Origin of the sequence: Streptosporangium sp. NPDC023963 (assembly GCF_040639135.1) — a bacterium.
Classification (GTDB): Bacteria; Actinomycetota; Actinomycetes; order Streptosporangiales; family Streptosporangiaceae; genus Streptosporangium.
Map to the genome: position 1 here is coordinate 302415 of NZ_JBEZZK010000001.1, position 16645 is coordinate 319059.

Annotated in this window: 19 protein-coding genes; 8 read left to right on the forward strand and 11 right to left on the reverse strand. The window is 68.1% G+C overall.

Annotated elements, in window-relative coordinates; genetic code table 11:
• The first annotated feature begins 103 nt into the window (after positions 1-103).
• The 5 genes from AB0F88_RS01315 to AB0F88_RS01335 all read left to right on the forward strand — a co-directional run bounded on the left by AB0F88_RS01315 (position 104) and on the right by AB0F88_RS01335 (position 5656).
• Complete coding sequence (locus AB0F88_RS01315; protein WP_362676106.1) at positions 104-1744, forward strand: SPFH domain-containing protein; 1641 nt, start codon at positions 104-106, stop codon at positions 1742-1744.
• Positions 1741-3003, forward strand: coding sequence for an SPFH domain-containing protein (locus AB0F88_RS01320; RefSeq protein WP_362676108.1), 1263 nt, complete (start codon positions 1741-1743; stop codon positions 3001-3003). The genes AB0F88_RS01315 and AB0F88_RS01320 overlap by 4 nt, the downstream gene beginning before the upstream one ends.
• A gap of 43 nt (positions 3004-3046) precedes the next feature.
• Positions 3047-3817 carry a sporulation protein gene (locus AB0F88_RS01325; RefSeq protein WP_362676110.1) on the forward strand — a complete coding sequence of 257 codons (771 nt, stop codon included), beginning with the start codon at positions 3047-3049 and terminating at the stop codon, positions 3815-3817.
• Between the two features lie 183 nt (positions 3818-4000).
• Positions 4001-5050, forward strand: coding sequence for a sigma-70 family RNA polymerase sigma factor (locus AB0F88_RS01330; RefSeq protein WP_362676112.1), 1050 nt, complete (start codon positions 4001-4003; stop codon positions 5048-5050).
• A gap of 63 nt (positions 5051-5113) precedes the next feature.
• Complete coding sequence (locus AB0F88_RS01335) at positions 5114-5656, forward strand: dihydrofolate reductase family protein (RefSeq protein ID WP_362676114.1); 543 nt, start codon at positions 5114-5116, stop codon at positions 5654-5656.
• An 84-nt stretch (positions 5657-5740) separates the two neighbouring features.
• Here the strand turns inward: AB0F88_RS01335 and AB0F88_RS01340 are convergent, their stop codons facing one another.
• Both AB0F88_RS01340 and AB0F88_RS01345 read right to left on the reverse strand, forming a co-directional pair.
• Positions 5741-6643, reverse strand: coding sequence for a GNAT family N-acetyltransferase (locus AB0F88_RS01340; RefSeq protein WP_362676116.1), 903 nt, complete (start codon positions 6641-6643; stop codon positions 5741-5743).
• Between the two features lie 58 nt (positions 6644-6701).
• The gene (locus AB0F88_RS01345) at positions 6702-7490 is read right to left on the reverse strand and encodes a class I SAM-dependent methyltransferase (protein ID WP_362676118.1); all 789 of its coding nucleotides are present in this window, start codon (positions 7488-7490) and stop codon (positions 6702-6704) included.
• Positions 7491-7571: 81 nt separating this feature from the next.
• On the opposite strand from AB0F88_RS01345, the gene AB0F88_RS01350 reads away from it, so the two are divergent.
• The 3 genes from AB0F88_RS01350 (at position 7572) to AB0F88_RS01360 (ending at position 9869) form a co-directional block, all read left to right on the forward strand.
• Complete coding sequence (locus AB0F88_RS01350) at positions 7572-8378, forward strand: hypothetical protein (RefSeq protein ID WP_362676120.1); 807 nt, start codon at positions 7572-7574, stop codon at positions 8376-8378.
• 460 nt (positions 8379-8838) lie between these two features.
• On the forward strand, positions 8839-9666 hold the full coding sequence (locus tag AB0F88_RS01355; RefSeq protein WP_362677891.1) for a helix-turn-helix transcriptional regulator: 828 nt from the start codon (positions 8839-8841) through the stop codon (positions 9664-9666).
• Complete coding sequence (locus tag AB0F88_RS01360; RefSeq protein ID WP_362676122.1) at positions 9648-9869, forward strand: DUF397 domain-containing protein; 222 nt, start codon at positions 9648-9650, stop codon at positions 9867-9869. The genes AB0F88_RS01355 and AB0F88_RS01360 overlap by 19 nt, the downstream gene beginning before the upstream one ends.
• Before the next feature lie 136 nt (positions 9870-10005).
• Here the strand turns inward: AB0F88_RS01360 and AB0F88_RS01365 are convergent, their stop codons facing one another.
• The 9 genes from AB0F88_RS01365 to rpsA form a co-directional block, all read right to left on the reverse strand.
• A complete protein-coding gene (locus tag AB0F88_RS01365) occupies positions 10006-10851 on the reverse strand; it encodes a hypothetical protein (RefSeq protein ID WP_362676124.1) in 846 nt (281 codons plus the stop codon).
• 131 nt (positions 10852-10982) lie between these two features.
• Positions 10983-11858: a hypothetical protein gene (locus tag AB0F88_RS01370; protein WP_362676126.1), complete on the reverse strand. Its 876-nt coding sequence runs from the start codon at positions 11856-11858 to the stop codon at positions 10983-10985.
• A 318-nt stretch (positions 11859-12176) separates the two neighbouring features.
• Positions 12177-12548 (reverse strand): hypothetical protein, encoded by a 372-nt coding sequence (locus AB0F88_RS01375; protein ID WP_362676128.1) that lies wholly within the window; start codon positions 12546-12548, stop codon positions 12177-12179.
• A gap of 121 nt (positions 12549-12669) precedes the next feature.
• The gene (locus AB0F88_RS01380) at positions 12670-12888 is read right to left on the reverse strand and encodes a hypothetical protein (RefSeq protein ID WP_362676130.1); all 219 of its coding nucleotides are present in this window, start codon (positions 12886-12888) and stop codon (positions 12670-12672) included.
• A 90-nt stretch (positions 12889-12978) separates the two neighbouring features.
• Positions 12979-13197: a hypothetical protein gene (locus AB0F88_RS01385; protein WP_362676132.1), complete on the reverse strand. Its 219-nt coding sequence runs from the start codon at positions 13195-13197 to the stop codon at positions 12979-12981.
• A gap of 19 nt (positions 13198-13216) precedes the next feature.
• Positions 13217-13426, reverse strand: coding sequence for a hypothetical protein (locus AB0F88_RS01390; protein ID WP_362676134.1), 210 nt, complete (start codon positions 13424-13426; stop codon positions 13217-13219).
• A gap of 76 nt (positions 13427-13502) precedes the next feature.
• Entirely contained in the window at positions 13503-14102 is a 600-nt protein-coding gene (gene coaE / locus AB0F88_RS01395) for a dephospho-CoA kinase (protein WP_362676136.1), read from the reverse strand.
• 180 nt (positions 14103-14282) lie between these two features.
• Positions 14283-14738 (reverse strand): GNAT family N-acetyltransferase, encoded by a 456-nt coding sequence (locus AB0F88_RS01400; RefSeq protein ID WP_362676138.1) that lies wholly within the window; start codon positions 14736-14738, stop codon positions 14283-14285.
• Between the two features lie 199 nt (positions 14739-14937).
• Positions 14938-16446, reverse strand: coding sequence for a 30S ribosomal protein S1 (rpsA, locus tag AB0F88_RS01405; RefSeq protein WP_350967247.1), 1509 nt, complete (start codon positions 16444-16446; stop codon positions 14938-14940).
• Positions 16447-16645: the final 199 nt, after the last annotated feature.

Genomic DNA, 16645 nt, shown 5'->3' on the forward strand with positions numbered 1-16645 from the left:
TGGCAAGCGATCCGCAAGCGGGATCCCCTTAACTGTCTCGCGTGCCAATGATCACAAAGCGTGATATATCGAGCTTTCGATCTATCACCATCCCGGAGGTGTGATGTCCCGGCCAAGAGAAGCCGCGCAGTACGCGAGGGCCGCAGCCCAGGCCATAGGACAGGGCGGCGACGTGCGCCAGGTCGTCGGGCAGGCCGTGGGGCAGTACGCCGGCCAGTCGGCGGGACAGTACGCCGGGCAGGTGGCCGAGCAGTTCATGGGCCAGGCGGCCGGGAACACCGGCTCCGGCGGTTCCGCCGGGGAGAAGGGCTTCGCGCTCAACCCCTCCGACTTCATGGCCGCCCGCGACCAGGGCTCGTCCCTGGGCACGGTGATCGAGGCCCGCAGCGCCCCGCTCAACGAGGCCGGGGAGATCGTCAACCGGAGTTTCAGCGGCAACGGCCCGAACGGCGAGCCGGTCCACGTCATCTCCCCCGTGGTGATCCCCAAGGGCACCACCGCCAGGGTGGTCGTCCCGCTGGTCGTGCTGGCCGGGCTCGGCCTGGTCGGGCTCGTCGCCACCGGGCTGCCCGAGGGGGCCCGGGTGCTGTTCGGCCCGCACTACTGGGCCGTGCTCGTGCTGGCCGCGGCGTTCCTGTGGTGGCGCAGGAGCGTGGTCATGGTGCCCGAGGGCTGCAAGGCCCTGATCACGAAGTTCGGCAAGCTCGTGCAGATCGCCGAGCCGGGCCGGGTGACGCTGTTCAACCCGTGGAAGCGGGTCAGCTACATCGTCAACACCACCCGCGAGTACCCCTTCAACGCCCCCATCCGCGAGGCCCCCACCCAGCAGGGCGTCAAGGCGAGCGTCGACCTGTTCCTGCAGTTCCGGATCGAGGACCCGGCCGAGTTCATCTTCGTGCTCGGCTCGGTGAGCGGCTTCCAGGCCAAGCTGCAGAACGCCATCAGCGAGGTCACCCGCTCCCTCATCTACGCCCAGCGCGCCGAGGAGATCTACGACCTGGTCGGCGAGAGCACCATGGGCATGCTGGACAACCTCAACCAGCAGTTCCTGCCCGCCGTACGGCTCACCGACGTCAACATCACGCACGCCGAGCCGTCCAGCCAGGAGTACCGGATGGACCTGGCCGCCCCCGAGATGATCAGGGTCGCCAAGGAGGCGTACACCTACGAGTACGAGCTCCAGCTGCGCAAGGAGCAGAACGAGGGTGACCTGATCAAGGAGCTGGCCGGGCTGCAGGAGCAGCTGTCGGCCATCCACGCCGAGATCGCCGGGCACCAGGCCAGGATCGACACCGCGCTGGAGCGCGCCTCCCACCAGGCCAAGGCCGCCGGCGGCCAGCGGCTGGTGGAGGCGGAGTCCACCGCCAAGGCCAACGCGGCGCTGCTGGAGGCGCAGGCGCTGGACATCCGCTCGCTGAGCGCCGCCGAGGCGCCGGAGATCCTCGACTACCGCTTCCAGCAGGACCTGCTCGACAAGCTGGAGTCCGTCGCCTCGCACCTGCCCCGGCTGGTGCAGGTCGGCGACGCCGTCGACATCGACCTGCTCGCCCTGGCCAGGCAGCTGGTCGGCAACCCCGAGGCCCAGCTGTTCTCCCAGGCGGACATGGCCGCGATCAGGGCGCGGATGAGCGAGATCGGCGGCCGCGTCGAGGAGCGCGGGGCGGAGATCAGCTCCCTGCTCAACCCGCCCGCAGACACCCCCGCCCCCATCGTGGGACAGGTCGCCCAGGAAGAGGTCCGATGAGCGGCAGAGAGTTCTCCAAGATCAAGGAATCCCTGGCCTCCTGGTCGGAGATCCGCCAGCTGCTGCGCGGCGGCGAGTCGGGCCAGCTGGTCCCGGTGGTGATCCCCAAGGACCGGCGCGGCTTCGCCTGGGTGGCGCTGCTCTTCCTCGCCCTCTACCTGGCCGGCACGGCGGTGTTCGCCGGCGGGGCGCTCTCCTTCCTGGCCGCGGTAGGAGCGTTGTTCTCCCTGGTCGCGGCGCTGGTGTGGCTGTGGCGCCGGGCGATCATCGAGATCGAGGAGGGCACCACGGGCGTGCGCAGCCGGTGGGGCGCCATCGTCGGCACGCTGCCCCCGGGGCGCCACTACCTGTGGCTGCCGTGGGACCGGGTGGACGCGGTGGTCGACACCTCCACCGAGATCCCCTACTCCGCGCCGATCGTGGCCTGCCCGACGGCGGAGAACGTCCCGCTGAAGTCGATCGAGTTCTTCCTGAAGTTCCGCATCGTCGACCCGGTGGCCTTCGTCCGTACGATCGGCGCCGGTAACTTCGACCTGGTGCTCAGCAGCGCCGTACAGGACGCCATCCGCCAGCGCAGCCGCCTGGTGAACACCGAGCGCGCCTACGACCTGCGGGGGTCCGACGTCGGCGACATGCAGGAGCTCCTCACCCGCCAGCTCGGCCGGTACGGCGTGCGCATCACCGGCGCCAACATCCCCGACGTGCAGCTGCCCGACCAGTACCAGCAGCATCTGGCCACCCGCGAGAAGGTCGCCAAGGAGCTGTCGGCCTTCGAGCGCGAGTGGGAGCTCACCCGCAAGCGCAGGATCGACACCCTGTTGATGGAGATCGAACGTTCCAAAAAGACGCGTGACGCGCGTATCGTCGAGGTGAGAGCCGCCGCCAACACCGCCCGTAAGGACGTCGCCCGCATGCTGGAGGAGCACGAGACCGAGGCGCAGCGGGTGCGTTGGGAGATCGAGGCGAAGGGCCGGGCCGAGCTCACCTCCGCCGAGAACGAGGCGAAGGGGCTGCGCAGGCTGGCCGACTCCTACCGCGACAACCGCGCGGTGCTCCAGTACGAGCTGGCCCGCCGCAGGCTCGACGTGGGCGCCAGGCTCGCCGAGAGCGCCCCGCGCCCCGTCGTCGTCCGCACCTCCGGCGCCTCCGGCGACACCTCGGCCCTGTCCACCCTGCTGCTGGCCCAGATCCTGCCCCAGCTGAACGGCGGCGGCAACGGCGGCAACGGCCAGGTCACGCCGCAGAACCAAGCCCCCTGACAAGCCCCTGATGAGAACAATCTCCAACCCCTGGGAGTCCTAGATGGTGTTCCGTAAGTTGATGGCCGCGTTCGGCGCCGGTGTCGAGGTCGACACCGTGCTGCAGAACTCGCAGGTGCGGCCCGGCGAGGTCCTGCGCGGACAGGTCAACTTCCGCGGCGGCGGCTCCGACTACAAGGTGGAGGGCATCTTCATCGACTTCACCGCCGTCGTCGAGGTCGAGAGCGGCGACAACGAGTACAAGTCGACGTACAGCTTCCTGCGCCAGCAGATCACCGGACCCTTCCACCTCGCCGCGGGCGCCCCGCAGTCGGCCCCCTTCGAGATCCAGGTCCCCTGGGAGACCCCGATCAGCGCCATCGGCGGCCACCCGCTGCGCGGCATGCAGCTCGGCGTCTCCACCGAGCTCGCCCTGGCGGGCGCGCTCGACAAGGGCGACCTCGACGCGCTGTTCGTCAACCCGCTGCCCGCCCAGGACCACGTCCTCGGCGCGCTGGACAACCTCGGCTTCCGCTTCAAGAAGGCCGACCTGGAGCGGGGCACCCTGCGCGGCTCGCAGATGCCGTTCTTCCAGGAGATCGAGTACTACGCGGGCCACGAGTACCGCCGGCACTTCAACGAGCTGGAGCTGACCTTCATCGCCGGCCCCCAGGCGATGGACATCATCCTGGAGGCCGACAAGCGCGGCAGCTTCGGTTCCAGCCACGACACCTACAGCCGCTTCACCGTCCGCTACGACGACCACCCGGGCCAGGTGGAGCAGTCGCTGCGCGGCGGCCTGCAGGCCATGGCCCAGAAGCGCGGCTGGTTCTAGCCTTCCTCTCGTGAGTGACGGGTGTGCCCTGGTCGCCGGGGCACACCCGTTTCGCCGTTCACGCAGCGCGTTTCGCCGCTCGCGCGGCGCGTGAGGAGCGCCGGGCCGCACCTCCGCCATGTCTGTCGTAGGGTTCCCGGCAAAGGCCGGCCGGTGGCCGGAGTACGGGCGGAGGGCGGTCGGGTGGGCGTGGGCGACGGCGACGCGACGGTGGCGGCCGCGCGGGCGGGTGACGAACCCGCGTTCGCGGCGCTCGTCGAGCGCCATCGGGGTGAGCTGCGGGTGCACTGCTACCGGATGCTGGGCTCGTTCGACGAGGCGGAGGACCTGACGCAGGAGACGTTCCTGCGCGCGTGGAAGCACCTCGGCGGTTTCGAGGGGCGCTCGTCGTTCCGGGCCTGGCTGTACCGGATCGCGACGAACGCGTGCCTCGACGCCCTCGACGGCCGGGCGCACCGGGTGCTCCCCCGCCACCTGTCAGGGCCGTCGGATCCGGGTGCCGCGCTGCCGCCCCCCGCCGACATCGCGTGGCTGCAACCGTTCCCCGACCGGCTGTGGGAACCGGTCGCGCCGAGCGAGACCGAGCCGGACTCCCTGGCCGTCACCAGGGAGACGATCGAGCTCGCGTTCCTGGCCGCGCTCCAGCACCTGCCGCCCCGGCAGCGGGCGGCGCTGATCCTGAGCGACGTGCTCGGCTGGCCCGCCAAGCAGACCGCGTCGCTGCTGGAGGGCAGCGTGGCGTCGGTGAACAGCGCGTTGCAGCGGGCCCGTGCGACGCTGAGGGAACACCTGCCCGAACGCCGCCTGGACTGGGCGCCGTCGGCGGAGCCCACCGAGCGGGAGCGGGCGGTGCTGCGGCGCTACATGGACGCGATGGAACGCGCCGACCTCGCCGCCGTCGCCGACCTGCTGGCCGAGGACGTACGGGCGGAGATGCCGCCGTGGCCCATGTGGTTCCGGGGCCGCGACGCGGTCGTGGCGACGCTGGCGGAGAGCTGGGACGCCGGTTCGCCCGACTACGTGGGCCGGTTCCGGATGCTGCCCGTCCGGGCCAACCGGCAGCCGGCCGCGGCGGCCTACGTACGGCGCCCCGGCGAGCCCGTTCACAGCGCCTTCGGGATCGGCGTGCTGCGGATCGAGGACGACCGGATCGCGGAGGTCGTCGCCTTCCACGATCTGAGCCTGTTCCCGGCGTTCGCCCTCCCCACGACGTTGTCCTCCACAGACCGATGAGTTCTCGCGCGATCCGCCGTCTCAGAACGGGTCGACCACGATCGATCCCGACGGAGGCACCTCATGGGCAAGACGCTGTATTCGGTCACCATGTCACTGGACGGTTTCATCGCCGGTCCGGGCGGTGACATGTCCTGGCTGACCGAGCACCTCGGCCCCGACCCGGCGGTGGACGAGCTCGTCGGCGAGATCGGCGCGCTTCTCGTCGGCAACCGCACCTTCCGCGGCGACGACCCCCACCGGGGCACCGACAAGGAGGAGAAGCCGTTCGGCGGAGCGTGGACCGGGCCGCAGTTCGTGCTCACCCACCACATCCCGGACACGCCCGTACCGGGTGTCACCTTCGTCGACGACCTCGACAGCGGCGTCGCCGCGGCCAAGGCCGCCGCGGGTGAGAAGTACGTCAACATCCTCGGCGCCGACGTCGCCCGGCAGTGCCTCGAGGCGGGCGTGCTCGACGAGATCCTCGTGTTCGTCGCGCCCGTCATGCTGGGCGACGGCGTCCGGCTGTTCAGCCATCCGGGCGGGACCAACGTCAGGCTGGAACGCGTCGCCCTGAATCACGTGCCGCACGCGACGAGCATCCGGTTCCGCGTCGTCGGCTGAGCCGTCACCGGCGGCAGGACGCTCCGTGGTCGCCCGACCGGCGTCCTGCCGCCCCTGACCGAGCCGCCGCCGTGTTGCGGGGCCTCACAGATCCAGCTGGTACTGGAACGTCCTGTGGGTGGGCCGGTAGCCGAGCGAGTCGTTGACGGCCCGCATGCGGGTGTTGCCGTCGGCCGTGTCCGCCAGCAGGCCGCCCAGGTCCGGGTAGCGTTCGCGGGCCTGCCGGATGGCCTCGGCCTTCATCCACCTGGCCAGGCCGTGGCCGCGGTGTTCCGGCAGCACCCCCGTGCCGTAGTGCTGCCCGTCGCCCTTGCCGTCACCGGGGACGACCAGCTCGGTGAACCCGGCGATCGAGCCGTCGGACTCGTCGACGGCGACGACCGTGTGGAGCGACTCGCCACGGTCCTCGATGGCCCTGGCCGCCGCCCTGACCCGCTCGACGTCCCAGACCACGACCCCGTAGTCGGTGTCGTCCATCGGCATGTCGTCCATCGCCCGGCGGGAGGCGGTGAAGGTCTCGGCCAGCTCGTCCGGCACCGTCCCGTCCCAGGAACGCAGCCGGTACCCGGCGGGCGTGCTGCCCGCGACCGTGTCCACGGCGGCGTGGGCCGACGCGGCGGTGTCCACGGTGGCGTCGGCCAGCGCGAGCCTGGCGTACGTCAGGGTGAGCACCTTCCTGAACCCCCTGGCCGCCAGGAAGTGGTCACCCGGCGCACCGGCGTCGGCCTGGGCGAGCACGCAGCGCCGTCCCTCCGCCCCGGCACCCGCCACCGCCCGCGCCAGCAGCTCGGAGCCGACACCCGCGCGCCGCTCGGCCGGGTGCACGTTCAGCTCCAGCTCGGCCAGATGGTCCTGGCCCTCCCGTTCGAACAGGCGCAGGAACGCCGATCCCACCGGGACCCCGTCGCCGTCGGCGGCCAGCCACACCAGGCGGCGGCTGGACGCGCCCGGGCGGGGATCGGCCAGCGGGACAATCTGAATCGACAAGGCATCTCCATCGGGGCGACGGTGTCGTCGCGAGTAGAACAGTGATCGTCAACCGGGATCAGGGTGTCTTGCGGGCGAGGGTGAGCACGTGGCCGCTGACGCCCAGCAGGGAGGGGACCGACTCCAGGCGGCGCTGGGCGTCGAGCATGAGAGCGCGGCGCTCGGGGTCGTCGAGCCAGTCGTCGACGTCGCCGTACAGCCAGAAGGCTCCCTCCAGGCCGTAGCGGACGACATCGGGAAGTCCCGCGTCGGCGAACTCGGCCGGGACGTCGTCGGGGTCGTGCATGTAGGCGGTGAACCCGTCGCCCGGACCGAACAGGACCCCGTCTGCCAGGGCCGCGCGTGCCGCCTCCCGCGGGCCTTCCCTCAGGTAGGTCCCCTGGTAGACCATGTCGTGCACGGCCGCGTAGCGGTTGATGGTCGCGGCGGCCACCATGCCGCCGGGCCGCACCACCCGTACCGCCTCGGCCAGCGCGCGGACCCGGTCGGCGCGGTCGGCGAGGTGGTAGAGGGGGCCCAGGAGCAGCACCGCGTCCACGCTCTCGTCGGGCACCGGCAGTCGCCTGGCGTCACCCTGTCGCGCGGTGACCCCGGGCAGCCGCGCCGCTCGCTCCACGTGCGACGGCATGAGGTCGATGAGCTCGACCCGATGCCCGTCCGCGGCCAGCCACTCCGCGTGCACCCCGGTGCCGCCGCCCACGTCCAGAACCCTGGACGGAGCCGGAGGCAGCGCCCTGCGCAGCACGTCCTGCGTCCGCCAGAACTCCAGCCGCCCGCGGCCGGCACGGAGCCTGCCGTCTTCCTTGTCCTGCTCGTAGTAGGCGAGCAGTTCCGGTGTCATCGCCATGCTCGATCATTTCTTCCCCCCTGGTCCACGGGCAAATGAATTAGATGACCGAACGAACATTAGACATATGCCCTAATGTCCATGACCATGAAAATCCGCGTGATCATGGCGACGGCCGTCGCCTCCGTCCTGCTCTTCCCCGGTACGGCCGCCGCCCTCGCATATCCGGTCGAGGACGCCCCGCTCCTGACCGGCAACTCCCTCTACACCGCCGGCAAGCTCCCCGCCGCGGGGTGCGCCGACAGACCCGCCAAGGGCAAGAGCCTCGCCTCGGTCAAGAAGCACGTCAAAGCACTCGTCGACTGCATGAACGACGCCTGGCTCCCGTACCTGAAGGAGGCCGACCTGTCGTCCGTGCCGCCCAGTCTGGAGATGAAGGGGACCGCCCTGAAGAAGAACTCCGAACGCTACTGCTTCGGGGCCAAGATGGACCCCGCAAGGTCGGAGGCCGTCAACTGCTTTGGAAGGTACATCTCCGTACACATCCGTCCCGACTGGATCAAGGCATCCGACGACCTTCCGATCCTCGTGGAGCTGAGCTCCGTCTACGGCGAGTACGTGCAGCACCTGGTCGACATCAGGGAGGGCTACAACGCCCTGCACGCCGACGACGACAAGGAGATCCAGGAGCAGCTCCGCCGCTACAGCCTTCAGGCGAACTGTCTGGGCGGGATCACCGCGAAGGGCGTGTGGCACGCCCTCGGCTACCCCGCCAAGGACGCCCGGCGCCTGCTGGACCTTGCCAAGGCCGATGCCGACGCCCCCAAGGGCAAGGATCGTTACTTCGGCAAGAGCGCCAACGTCGCCTACTGGACCAAGCGGGGCTACTCCACCTCAGATCCTCGCTCCTGCAAGACCTGGACCGCTCCCTCCTCCAAGGTCTCGTAACCCGCTCCCGGACTCCCTCGCCCCGCTGCCCTGCCCACCGGCCTGGTCCCCGCTCGCAGGGACCCGGGCCGGTCAAAACCCGAACGCTCACGGTTTTGTTTTCCGGGGACCGGGTTGAATTCGCCAGACGCGCACCGGCGCACTCGGAAGCTTTGTCGGGCATTCGAAGACCGAGGATCGCAATTCGGCTCGCCTGCCGCACCGTCCGTACGCGAAGAACCGCGACCGAACTCGAAAAGAGCCTTCTCACCCCCGCCTCCAATGGCTCCATTAACCAGACGAATTGTCCTTTTAGTTCCCTCGCATCGCCCGGATAAAGTCTTGGCCCATAGAGTGCACACAGTTATGCTGCCGTTGCAGAACAGATCGGCCGACGAATTGACGACGAAAAGCCACACAAGCTGTAGGCGTTTGTCGTTCATTTGACGGCCGACGTCATCGCGACGATTGAGAGGTGAACATGGGAAACGACCTCGACCCACGCCTGACACCGGCTCAGCGCTTCGGCCGGGAGCTGGGGCGAGCCCGCAGGGAGGCGGGCCTGTCGCAGGCCCGGCTGGGAAGTCATCTGGGCGTCTCGTCGTCGTTCATCGGGCACATCGAGACCGGCAACCGGAGGCCCGGCACCAAGCTGGCCGCCGACTGCGACAGGTTCTTCAAGACGGACGACCTCTTCACCCACCTCTGCCGCAACATCACCGCCCCCACCGGGCCAGCCTGGTTCCTCAGATGGTCCGACGAGATCGAGCCCCGGGCGCGCGTGCTGCGAAGCTGGGACCCGCTGTTGATCTCCGGCCTGCTCCAGACGGAGAACTACGCGCGAGCCGTCTTCCGTGGCGACTTGGCGGGCTCGGAGGAGGATGTCCAAGAGCAGGTCGGCGCCCGCATGCGACGGCAACTCATCCTCAAGAAGGACAATCCGCCCGTGCTGTGGGCACTTCTCGACGAGTGGGTGCTCCGCCGCCCCGTCGGAGGTCCCGAGGTCATGTGCGAGCAACTCGACCAACTCGCGACCGTCGCCGGTCGCCAGAACGTGACGGTGCAGATCGTTCCGCACGACGCCGCCTGCACGGCCGGCATGATGTCCGGATTCGTGCTCGCCCAGCTGGCGGACGCGCCAACCGCCGTCTCCGTGGAGTCAGCGGGAGAAGGCGAAGTCTCAGCGGAACACAAACTGGTAGGCGTCGTCTGGGACAGATATGACAGGATCCGAGCAGAGGCGCATCGTCCCGGCCAGTCGCTAGAGATGATCAAAGAAGCGAGGGACCAATGGAAGCAGCAGACCTGACCGGCCCCGATCTCTCCAGGGCCATCTGGAAGAAGAGCTCCCTCAGCGGCGGGAGCGGCGGAAACTGCGTCGAGGTCGCCGGAAACCTCCCAGGGGCCGTCGCCATCCGCGACAGCAAGAACCCTGCGGGCCCGGCCCTCGTCCTCACCCCGGGCGAGTGGCACACCTTCCTCAGCACGGTGAGGTCAGGTCACTTCGACTGACCAGCAGACTCAGCCAGATGCAGTCATGAGTAGCACCATAGGCGCAGGGAAGCCACGGCCCGCGAGTTCAACCAGCAGTCCGCCCACGTTCTCGCCGCAGCGGAACGTGGAGAAACCAGGGTCTGCGGGCTGGAGTTCAGGGGATAAGGGCAACATCAACGATCTGCATCTGCCGGATGCCGCGGTCCTTCGACAGTTTTGCCAGCTCCTCGGGGCGCCCCGTTGCGAAGTATCCGTGCACAAGCCCCTCCTGGGCACGGGTCCGCACCTCCTGCAGATCGAGCTTTAGTTGTTTCAAGGCAGGCGCGTCGTTCTCTTCGAGCAGGGAGACCCAACGCTGGAACTGCCGTACAGGGGACCGCATCATCTCCGCGTCGCAGTCGCCGATGCCTCTCCAGGCGCACGCGGAGGGCGACCACGAGACGGGAGAGGTCTCGGCGTCCAGCGGACTCAGGAAAACGGTGTCGAATCCATTGCTCCATGACCTCCGTGCGACATCCTCACTCAGCGGACGCGCCAACCACACAAGAGCCGTCACCACAACTGGCCCCTCTATGCCGCTGAGCGTGGCCGCGGCGGACTCCACATCGCTCTGGGCCCCCTCACCAAGGGCGTCAAGAGCATTGGTGGCACCTGTTTCCAAAAGCCACGGAAAGTCCAGCTCTCCCGACGGAAGAAGCTCCAAACGCGCCCTGAACCCGTGGCCCTGAACTGTGCTGTTCACATGGGGAGATCGCGGGCTTAGGTCCATCGAAACAGAGCCTCCATCAGGCCAAATATCCACATCCCCGTCCCTGATATCCTCGAAGGAAACGTAATAGCCCGGGTGACTGACAGCGAACGCATTGACGACGACCAGACGAGCCCTATCGTTGTTTGAGTATTCCTTCCATGGCCCGAACACACGTCCGGAAAAAAGAGCAATCAAGACGGCGGCCGCCGTCCCAACAGCTATCAGAGGGATCGGCCGAAAACTCTTCACAACCGTTTACCGATCCCTTCGACGAGGATGCGGAAAGTCGACGTCAAGGGATGCTCAGGGCTTACGTTTCCCTATCGTTGATCTTCACACCACGGCCATCGGACACATGATTCAAACCTACCATGCCGTTATCACAACCCGGCCATTGAGACGTCTGCGACCTGGATAGAGCGAATCTTTTCGTCACCGACGATCGAACGTATCCTACTGGGATAGGCGTTCAGAATGAACCCGTAGTATCGACCTTCTTGGGATCTTCTTTGAAGCTCTCCGAGGCTGAGGCCAAAGGCGCCCAGGGCGACCTCATCATCGGCCTCTAGGAATGAAACCCAATGCTGAAATTCGGACATCAATGAATCCTTGACATCGGACTTGCACGTGTCGAATCCCCTGGAAGAGCAGTAACCAGACTGATCCCAGGATAGGGGATTTCCCGGTCCGGCGGGTGACAGCAGGGCCACATCTATCTGGTAAGGCCAGATCTTCTTGACGTCGGCCTCCGACATCGGCTGCACAAGCTCCACCACCGCTGAGACCCGTACAGCCGCGCCGTCCAAACCCTTTAGCAGGGAGGCGGCGTCCTCGGAATCGGTCTCGCTCCCCTCACGCCAGAACCTTCGGAGAATTTCGGTCATCCGCCATGGGTACAGTCGAGGAGTATCAAATTTACCCGATGATGTACGTGTGATCTCAAGCTGATATCGCGCGTACTGTTCACTGAACGAGGGCGACGGCCATCTGGGTTCCACCAGCATCTGAACTGCTTCGCTACTTTCCCCCTCTCCCTTCACCTGCCGTTCGTGAATAACCCTGAAGTCCGGGTTGGCGACCGCGAACGCATTCAACCAGACAAGCCGAGGCCGCATCGAAAGGTCAGGGGCACGGTCAGTCGCAACGCACCCGGGCATCACGAGGGCCAAAGCCACGGCCATTACCGCCAGCCTTCCAGAGGAACCATACCGGGAGCCCTCTTTCCGCGCCTTCGCTTCGTGGCGGCTTTCTTCCACAGATCCTCGCAAGTGTGTCTCCTGTCGATCGCCGTAACGCGGGCCAACCCTATAAGTGGCCGATCCTCACAGCTCCAAAAAGCTGGTTGCCGGAAGCCATCGCCGTCCGCGACAGTAGGAACCCCACAGGCCCGTACTACATTCGTAGGTCCGCTGGGAGTGGGTCACCGCGCCTCCGATAGTGACCGATCAGGGCACGCATCTGGTGAAGCCGTCGGAAGTCCGACCAGGCCAGGACGTGATCGATGGCATTGGCCGCGGGGATGAACAACCGGGCCAGAACACGACGGATCTCGGCCAGAGACCGTCGCAGGAGCCTCAGCGTGGTGACGCCTCCAGGAGCGGACGGTCTTTCCCCTTGTCAGCGGCCTCATCAGCGTCGGCGGGCAGGATGGCGCGCATGACGGCCAAGAACGCCGGCGCGAGCATGGCCGTGCTGACATGGCGGTACCAGCCGTCCCATTTGCGGACCTGGTACTCGGTCAGACCGAGCAGGTCTTTGCCGGTCTCGTTGTTCTCCTCGATCTTCCAGCGCATCCCGGCCGCGTCGATCACCTCGGTAACGGCGGTGCCGGCCGGGGCGTGGGCCAGGAAGAACTCCACTTCCGACGGGGCCGCGATCGAGCGGCGGATCAGCGGCGTGTGCGCGTACCCGGGCGTGGGCGCCCGCTCCGCCACGACCACGGCCACCGCGCTCCAGTCGTAGACGCGCGCGCCCTTGCTGCCGTTCCCGCACGAGCGGCGCTCGCGTGCCCGGCGTCCGAGGCATAGGTAAGCATGGGCATGACCTGGCAGTTCTCCACCTGGCAGGTCAGGCCGCAGTGTCCCATTTCGCGCGGTCCAGCAGGTGCTCGAACCGGTGGGCGTTGGCGTGCCCGATGTGGTCGGCCAGCTGCCAGGAGTTCTTGCGCGGTACGTCGGCCAGCAGGGCGCGTACCAGGTCGGCGAAAGCCTGCCGGGGTTCGGGCCGGGCGAACAGCGGGCCGGTGATCCGCGTGACCAGCGCTGTCAGTTCTGTATCCCAGGACACGACCTGATCGCAGGAAAGGAAGGAAGTCACGCGCCGACCATCGGCCCACAACCATCCGTCCGGGACGGAGATTACCCAAAATCTACACATTCAAGATCTGCGAATGTAGTACAGGGTGATCACCGAGCCCGCGGTGGCGCCGATGAACAGGGCGAACAGCAGGTTTCGGTCGCCCGGGTGGATGGCCTGCTCCACGACCGTGCAGGCAGGCAGATTGTTGATCAAGTTGGACAGCACCGCACCGACGGCCGCGACACGGTAGGCGCCGTCGCCTTCCTGGCCTCCGGAGGACTCGATGAGGGAGCTCATCCCCGAGGCCGGACCGTACCTAACGGTTCAAGGTGGACACCACCAGGAACAGGCCGACGACGAAGCCGAGCAGTTGCCAAGGAAAGAACGCGAGGATGAGCTTCGAGTGGTCGCGCCAGGCGGAGGCGGCGACCAGCAGGGCCGCTCCGCCCAGCGCGGCGAACTGGATCGGCGGCTCCGGCAGGATCGCGGCGACGAACAGCACGCACGCCGATCCCCTGAACGCCATCCCGCTCAGACGCCGGCGCGGGCGTAACCGGCCGTCGCACTCAGGCGAGCCCCGAGCCCCCCGGACGCCGTCCCGCTCAGACGCCGGCGCGGGCCGTCAGGTCGGCCCAGATGCCGTCCATCCGGGCCTCCAGCTCCTCCAGGGTCCCCTCGTTCGGGACGACGATGTCGGCGATCTCCAGCCGCTCCTCGCGGGTCGCCTGGGCGGCGAGCCTGGCCCTGGCGTCCTGCTCGCTCATGCCGCGCAGCTCGACCAGCCGGGCGACGCGCACCTCGTCGGCGGCGTCGACGACGATCACCACCTCGTACATGGGGGCGAGCTTGTTCTCCGCCAGCAGCGGCACGTCGTAGATCACGATGCTGCCGGGAGGCGCCTGTTCCTGCAGCTCGCCGACCCTCGCGCCGACGAGCGGGTGGACGATGGCGTTGAGGGAGGCGAGTTTCTCGGAGTCGGCGAAGACGATCGAGCCGAGTTTCTCCCGGTTGAGCGAGCCGTCCTCGTGCAGGACACCCGTGCCGAAGACCCCGGTCACGCGCGCCAGCCCGGGGGTTCCCGGCTCGACCACCTCTCTGGCGATCTTGTCGGCGTCGATGACCACGGCGCCACGGGCGCCCAGCCGACGGGAGACCTCGCTCTTGCCCGACCCGATGCCGCCGGTAAGCCCCACCTTCAACATGATCCGCAGCATACGCCGTACGGGCCGTGCTCCGGGGCGGCCGGCACCGGGCTCGCCCGGTGGCGCACTCCGGCAGGCCGGCGGAAGTCGCCCCCGCGGCGCCGGAGGCCACGCTGCCGCCCTTCCGGCCGCCGCCTTCACTCGGCACCGGACGACGTGTGCGAACACCCCCTGGGGCTTCTACAGCTCCCTGCGCAGGTGCACCAGGGTGAGGTGGTCGCTCATCGGCTCCCTGCGGGTCTCGCGGTAGCCGTGGCGGCGGTAGAGGCGCAGGTTGCCCTCCGACAGGTGGCCGGTGAACAGGTCGAAGGCGAGTGCCGTGGCGGCCTCGTCGTGCAGGGCCGCCAGCAGGGATCCGCCGATGCCCTCGCCCTGCCGGTCGGGGGCGACCACCAGGCGGCCGACCAGGCAGGTCGTGCCGGACATCCGGCCGCGGACCGATCCCACGATCCTCGCCCCGTCGCGGGCGACGAGCACGGTGGCCGTCTCGACGGCCTTGCGGACCTGGGCGGCCGACTCCACGAGCGGCGGGATGAACGGGTCGCCGTAGAGCTGGGCCTCGCCCACGTAGGCGGCGCGCTGCACGGTCAGGATCTCGCCCGCGTCCTCGGGCTCCGCCACCTCGATCACGATCACGGCGTCACCCTAGCGGCCGGGCGGGAGGCCGGGGGCAGAGCGGTTCCATCGGAAGCCGTCTCAGAGGTCCCGGGAACTCCACGGGTTCCGGGCCCGGAGTCCATGGAGGAGGGCCCCGGGAACGCGGAAAGGGCCCCGCCGGAGCGGGGCCCTTCCTTCGATCTTCTACCGCGTTGTCAGCTCGGCGCCGTCGGCACCGTCAGTTCTGGCCGCCCGCGAGCTTCTCGCGCAGAGCCGCGAGAGCCTCGTCGGAGGCCAGCGCGCCCGCCGCCGGAGCGGAGGAGCCGCTGCTGCTGCTGCTGGAGGCGCCGGTGGAACCCGAGGACGGGGTCTCGCCGGAGTAGGACGTGGGGGCGGCCTCGCCCGCCTCGGCCTCGGCCTTGCGGGCCTCCTCGACCTGCTTCTTGTGAGCCTCGAAGCGGGTCTGAGCCTCGGCGTACTGCCGCTCCCACTCCTCGCGCTGCTTGTCGAAGCCTTCGAGCCACTCGCCGGTCTCGGAGTCGAAGCCCTCGGGGTAGATGTAGTTGCCCGAGTCGTCGTAGGTCGCCGCCATGCCGTACAGCGTGGGGTCGAACTCGACGTCGGCGCCGATCGCACCCTCGTTCGCCTGCTTGAGCGACAGCGAGATCCGGCGGCGCTCGAGGTCGATGTCGATGATCTTCACGAAGATCTCGTCGCCGACCTGAACGACCTGCTCGGGGATCTCGACGTGGCGCTCGGCCAGCTCGGAGATGTGGACCAGGCCCTCGATGCCCTCCTCGACGCGGACGAACGCACCGAACGGCACCAGCTTGGTGACGCGACCCGGGACGACCTGACCGATCTGGTGGGTGCGGGCGAACTGCTGCCAGGGGTCTTCCTGCGTCGCCTTGAGCGACAGGGAGACGCGCTCGCGCTCCATGTCGACGTCGAGCACCTCGACGGTGACCTCCTGGCCGACCTCGACGACCTCGGAGGGGTGGTCGATGTGCTTCCAGGAGAGCTCGGAGACGTGGACCAGACCGTCGACGCCGCCGAGGTCGACGAACGCACCGAAGTTGACGATCGAGGAGACGACGCCCTTGCGGACCTGACCCTTCTGCAGGGTGTTGAGGAACGTCTGGCGAACCTCGGACTGGGTCTGCTCGAGCCAGGCGCGGCGGGACAGAACCACGTTGTTGCGGTTCTTGTCGAGCTCGATGATCTTCGCTTCGAGCTCGCGGCCCACGTACGGCTGGAGGTCGCGGACGCGCCGCATCTCGACCAGGGACGCCGGCAGGAAGCCGCGCAGGCCGATGTCGAGGATGAGTCCACCCTTGACGACCTCGATGACCGTGCCGGTGACGATGCCGTCCTCGTCCTTGATCTTCTCGATCGTGCCCCAGGCCCGCTCGTACTGAGCGCGCTTCTTGGACAGGATCAGGCGGCCTTCCTTGTCCTCCTTCTGGAGGACGAGGGCCTCGACGTGCTCGCCAACCTCGACGACATCCGCCGGGTCGACATCGTGCTTGATCGAGAGCTCGCGCGAGGGGATGACACCCTCGGTCTTGTAGCCGATGTCGAGCAAAACTTCGTCTCGATCGACCTTGACGACGGTGCCCTCGACGATGTCGCCGTCGTTGAAGTACTTGATGGTCAGGTCGATCGCTGCGAGGAACTCTTCCTCGGAGCCGATGTCGTTGACCGCTACCTGCGGGGTGCTCGAGGTGGCCTCAGTGCTGCTCGTCATGTGTGGAGTTGCTCCGAACGCGGACAGATGTCGATGTGGCGAACGCGCGGCAGGCCTCTTACCGTCAGCCGAAGAATTCATCGGCGTGATCGAGCGCGAGCCCACTCCGTCCGAGACGCGCGCGAGCCCACAACGCAGCGATCAGCATATGAGACCAGACGGGTATGGTCAATCCAACGACTCTACGCGCCCGCGTGCC

Coding starts and splice junctions, on each gene's coding strand:
- AB0F88_RS01345 (WP_362676118.1), bottom strand. CDS start 7,490: ATGGCGATGACACCGGAACTGCTCGCCTACTACGAGCAGGACAAGGAA.
- AB0F88_RS01335 (WP_362676114.1), top strand. CDS start 5,114: ATGGGCAAGACGCTGTATTCGGTCACCATGTCACTGGACGGTTTCATC.
- AB0F88_RS01320 (WP_362676108.1), top strand. CDS start 1,741: ATGAGCGGCAGAGAGTTCTCCAAGATCAAGGAATCCCTGGCCTCCTGG.
- AB0F88_RS01355 (WP_362677891.1), top strand. CDS start 8,839: ATGGGAAACGACCTCGACCCACGCCTGACACCGGCTCAGCGCTTCGGC.
- AB0F88_RS01385 (WP_362676132.1), bottom strand. CDS start 13,197: ATGAGCTCCCTCATCGAGTCCTCCGGAGGCCAGGAAGGCGACGGCGCC.
- AB0F88_RS01325 (WP_362676110.1), top strand. CDS start 3,047: ATGGTGTTCCGTAAGTTGATGGCCGCGTTCGGCGCCGGTGTCGAGGTC.
- AB0F88_RS01390 (WP_362676134.1), bottom strand. CDS start 13,426: ATGGCGTTCAGGGGATCGGCGTGCGTGCTGTTCGTCGCCGCGATCCTG.
- coaE (WP_362676136.1), bottom strand. CDS start 14,102: ATGTTGAAGGTGGGGCTTACCGGCGGCATCGGGTCGGGCAAGAGCGAG.
- AB0F88_RS01350 (WP_362676120.1), top strand. CDS start 7,572: ATGACCATGAAAATCCGCGTGATCATGGCGACGGCCGTCGCCTCCGTC.
- AB0F88_RS01360 (WP_362676122.1), top strand. CDS start 9,648: ATGGAAGCAGCAGACCTGACCGGCCCCGATCTCTCCAGGGCCATCTGG.
- rpsA (WP_350967247.1), bottom strand. CDS start 16,446: ATGACGAGCAGCACTGAGGCCACCTCGAGCACCCCGCAGGTAGCGGTC.
- AB0F88_RS01315 (WP_362676106.1), top strand. CDS start 104: ATGTCCCGGCCAAGAGAAGCCGCGCAGTACGCGAGGGCCGCAGCCCAG.